The organism is Mesorhizobium sp. M7A.F.Ca.CA.002.09.1.1, assembly GCF_003998555.1.
In the GTDB taxonomy this organism is placed as follows: Bacteria; Pseudomonadota; Alphaproteobacteria; order Rhizobiales; family Rhizobiaceae; genus Mesorhizobium; species Mesorhizobium ciceri.
In genome coordinates, this window is record NZ_RZRR01000488.1 from 1 (window position 1) to 4,213 (window position 4,213).

Annotated in this window: 3 protein-coding genes and 1 pseudogene; 3 read left to right on the plus strand and 1 reads right to left on the minus strand. The window is 61.8% G+C overall.

Going from position 1 to position 4,213, the window contains the following annotated elements; translation table 11 throughout:
* The 3 genes from kynA to lexA form a co-directional block, all read left to right on the plus strand.
* Positions 1-829 (plus strand): tryptophan 2,3-dioxygenase (gene kynA, locus EN994_RS20330; RefSeq protein ID WP_245466054.1); only part of this gene is annotated, 829 nt, incomplete at its 5' end.
* Positions 830-907: 78 nt separating this feature from the next.
* On the plus strand, positions 908-2,155 hold the full coding sequence (kynU, locus tag EN994_RS20335) for a kynureninase (RefSeq protein ID WP_024503342.1): 1,248 nt from the start codon (positions 908-910) through the stop codon (positions 2,153-2,155).
* Between the two features lie 410 nt (positions 2,156-2,565).
* Positions 2,566-3,306: a transcriptional repressor LexA gene (gene lexA / locus EN994_RS20340; RefSeq protein ID WP_013531746.1), complete on the plus strand. Its 741-nt coding sequence runs from the start codon at positions 2,566-2,568 to the stop codon at positions 3,304-3,306.
* On the opposite strand, the pseudogene EN994_RS20345 reads toward lexA, so the two are convergent.
* Positions 3,300-4,213 (minus strand): annotated as a pseudogene (locus tag EN994_RS20345) (ComEC/Rec2 family competence protein); the annotation flags it as partial. The gene lexA and the pseudogene EN994_RS20345 overlap by 7 nt on opposite strands.

The window sequence follows — 4,213 nt, forward strand, 5'->3', positions numbered from 1 at the left end:
GCCCTACGATCCGGCGTCCGAAGGCGCACAGATGTCGTTCAACGAGCGCATGTCGTACAGCGACTATCTGCACCTGGAGAAAGTGCTGGAGGCGCAGACACCGCTCTCGTCGGCGCATGACGAGATGCTGTTCATCATCCAGCACCAGACCTCGGAACTGTGGATGAAGCTCGCTTTGCACGAGATTGGCGCCGCGATCCGCTCGATCCGCGCCGACCGGCTTGAGCCGAGCTTCAAGATGCTGTCGCGAGTCGCGCGCATCTTCGAGCAGCTGAACAATGCCTGGGATGTGCTGCGGACGATGACGCCCAGCGAATACACCGAGTTTCGCGACGCGCTCGGCCAGTCCTCGGGTTTCCAGTCCTGGCAGTATCGCGCCATCGAGTTCATGGCCGGCAACCGCAACCTGGCCATGCTCGGCCCTCACAAGCATCGGCCTGACCTCAGCGGAAAGCTGGAAGCCATTCTGGCCGAGCCGTCGCTCTATGACGAAGCGCTGCTGCTTTTGGCGCGCAACGGATTCGACATCGGTGCCGATGCCAGGCGCACGGACTGGCGTGAGACGCGAACCGAGAATGAAGAGGTCCTGGTCGCCTGGCAGACTATCTACCGCGATCCGCAGCGCTACTGGATGTTCTACGAACTGGCCGAGAAGCTGGTCGACTTCGAGGATTATTTCCGCCGCTGGCGCTTCAACCACGTCACCACGGTGGAGCGCATCATCGGTCTGAAGCGCGGCACCGGCGGCACGTCGGGCGCTTCGTATCTGAAGAAAATGCTCGAGGTCGTGCTGTTTCCGGAGCTGTGGACGGTCCGCACCCGGCTCTGACATCATCGAAATGAGAACAGGCTCACCGAAGGGACGCTCTGTGGCGGAAACCCCTTCGCGAACAACCGGGGACTGACCATGAGTGGAATTCCTGATCTCGCCGCAGTCGAAGCGATGGATGCCACGGATCCGCTGCGGGCCATGCGCGACCGTTTCATTCTGCCGGAGGGGGTGATCTATCTCGACGGCAATTCACTGGGGGCAGCATCTCATGCCGTTTTCGGCGAGCTGCAGCAGGCGGCGACGCAGGAATGGGCCCGAGATCTTATCCGAGCCTGGAACACGGCCGGATGGTTCGAGATGCCGATCGAACTCGGCGACCAACTCGGACGCCTGATAGGAGCCGCGGCCGGCCAGACCGTTGTCTGCGACACGACATCGACCAACATCTACAAGGTGCTGCACGCAGCGATGGAGATGCGGCCCGGCCGGTCAGCCATCGTCGCCGAAGGTGACAGTTTTCCCACCGACCTGTACATCGCCGAAGGCGTGGCCTCGACCCGGGATGGCGTCCTGCTGCGCCTCGCGGGCGTCGACGCGCCGACCATCGAAGATCTGATCGACGAAAACGTCGCGGTGGTGCTGGTCAACCACGTCAATTACAAATCGGGTGAACTGCGCGACATGGCGGCGCTGACGCGCAGGGCTCATACGGCCGGAGCGCTGATCGTCTGGGATCTCTGCCACACCGCCGGCGCCCTGCCCGTCGAGCTCGATCAGGCAAATGCCGATTTCGCTGTCGGCTGCACGTACAAGTACCTCAACGGCGGTCCGGGCGCGCCGGCCTTCATCTATGCCGCGCAGCGCCACCACGGCGATATCAGCCAGCCGCTCAGCGGCTGGTGGGGCCATGCGCGGCCCTTTGCCTTCGAACGGGGTTATGTTGCCGGCACCGGCATCCGCCGTTTTCTGTGCGGTACGCAACCGGTCCTGTCGATGCGGGCGCTCAAAGGCGCGCTTGCCATCTGGAGCGACGTCGACATGGCGGCATTGCGAAAGAAGAGCGTCGCGCAGACAGAACTGTTCATCCAGCTCGTCGAAGCCAAGTGCGGCGCCTACGGTCTCACGCTGGAGACCACCCGCGACGCGACCAGGCGCGGCAGCCAGGTGTCGTTCCTTCACGACCACGGCTATCAAATCATGCGGGCGCTGATCGAGCGCGGGGTGATCGGTGACTTCCGCGCACCGTCGACCATCCGTTTCGGCTTCACGCCGCTCTATGTCAGCTACAAGGATGTGTGGCTGGCGGTTGAGGTTCTGGAAGACATTCTGCGCACGGGAGCATGGAAGGACCAGCGTTTCGCCGTCAAGGAAGCCGTTACCTGACGCACCGATCCCGGCGATCCGCCGTCGCTGCCCTCACTGCCTGGCAAATGACGGAGAGCTGAATTTCCAGCCAAAATGCCCAACTGACGTTGGCGTTTTGGCTCCGTTTCGTTCACGGCCAACGAACGTCCCGAAGGTTGCAATCGCCCCTTGTCGAGGTCGATCGACAGATAATGCCAAGCTTTGGTAGGGGATAAGCCACAGGTCATTAACCATAACAATTTCAATGTGAGCAGGCGCATTGCCGAAGGTGGCGCCCGTCGATCGTAACCCGCTGGCAAGCGCCAAATAATTTCAGCAGCCTTAACAAATTCATTAAACTTTAAACGGTTGCAGAACACAACTGGAACAGATAGTGTTTGTTCTGGGTTTGTTTTTCGATTCTGGTTTCAGGGAACCTGGGGGCCGCCATGCTGACACGCAAGCAACATGAACTGCTGATGTTCATCCATGAACGCCTGAAGGAGAGCGGCATTCCGCCATCCTTCGACGAGATGAAGGAGGCGCTCGACCTTGCCTCCAAATCCGGGATTCATCGGCTGATCACGGCCCTTGAGGAGCGCGGCTTTATCCGCCGGCTGCCCAATCGGGCCCGCGCGCTGGAAGTGCTGCGGCTGCCGGACTCCATCGCGCCAGGCCTCAATGCGGCAAAGAAGTTTTCGCCAAGCGTCATCCAGGGCAGTCTTGGTCAGGGTGGTGCTCTTGGCCGGCAGATCAAGCCGGCGCCTTCGCGGATGCCTTCGCCCGGCAATGACGACGATGCGGTCTCTGCCGTTTCGATCCCGGTCATGGGTCGCATCGCCGCCGGCGTGCCGATCGATGCCATCCAGCATCAGACGCATTCGATTTCGGTGCCGCCGGACATGATCATGGGCGGCGCGCACTATGCGCTGGAGGTCAAGGGCGATTCGATGATCGAGGCCGGCATCTTCGACGGCGACACCGTTATCATCCGTAACGCCGACACGGCCAGCCCCGGCGAGATCATCGTGGCGCTGGTCGATGAAGAGGAAGCGACGCTGAAGCGGTTCCGCCGCAAGGGCGCCTCGATTGCCCTCGAAGCCGCCAATCCAGCCTATGAGACACGGATTTTCGGGCCGGACAGGGTCAAGGTGCAAGGCAAGCTCGTCGGCCTGATCCGTCGCTACTGAGACGGCTGTGGGTTGACCACTGGCTTCTCGGGTTTCTTGAAGGGTGCCAGCCCCCTCGCCTCGCGAGAGTATCTGCGTTGCGTGTGCCAGGGCCGATATGGGCTGTCCACCGCGAAGCTGATCGTCGCCGGCGTGGTCGCCGATTGGCGATCGAAGAAGACCGCGGCACTGCCTTTGCGAGCCAGTTGCCGCTTGGTGATGACGAGAACCAGCGGGTTGTGACAGGCGTCATAGGCGGTGGCGTCGTTGACGACGATCAGTTCGGCGAAGCCGCAGGCTTTCCAGGTGTCCTTGCGGTCCTCGACATAGGCAATGATCGCACCGGACATGTGCCTGGCCACGCAAACGCCTGAGGAGCAATAGAACGGCGATCCCGGCGGTAGCTCAACGGCATCCGCGACGTCGAATTGCCCATCGCTGTTGTCGAACACTTCCGGAACGACGATGGTTTCCGATGTCAGCGCGCGTTTCCAGTTGTCGACGGTGAATTCGTTCGGCCGTTGCCGGCTGACGGCAAGCTCACCGCCACCGATCGGCAACGCCACCAGCCGGGCGTCTTCCGAGATCAGCACATCGGGCGTGCGCGTATCCGAGACGGTCAGCAAGCCTGCCAACGCGAATGGCAGAGCCGCGAGCCGCAGCCATGTCGTCGCCATCGTCGCGATGACCAGGGCAATGGCCACCAGCAGGACCGACTGTTGCGAAATCAGCCCGACCCCATCGACAGGCGAACGCTCGGAGATCCAGCCCGATATGGCGATCATCATCGTCAGGCCCTTGCCCATCAGGTAGAGACCTGGCCAATCCAATCCGAAAGGCATCAGCAGCGCGCTGGCGACGGCCAGGAACATGACGACGGTGACGATCGGCATAACCGCGAGATTGGCGAACAGGCTGAGCGGCGACA

Bases quoted from the DNA above. Each gene is read 5' to 3' on its own strand.
- lexA (WP_013531746.1), top strand. From the start codon at position 2,566: ATGCTGACACGCAAGCAACATGAACTGCTGATGTTCATCCATGAACGC.
- kynU (WP_024503342.1), top strand. From the start codon at position 908: ATGAGTGGAATTCCTGATCTCGCCGCAGTCGAAGCGATGGATGCCACG.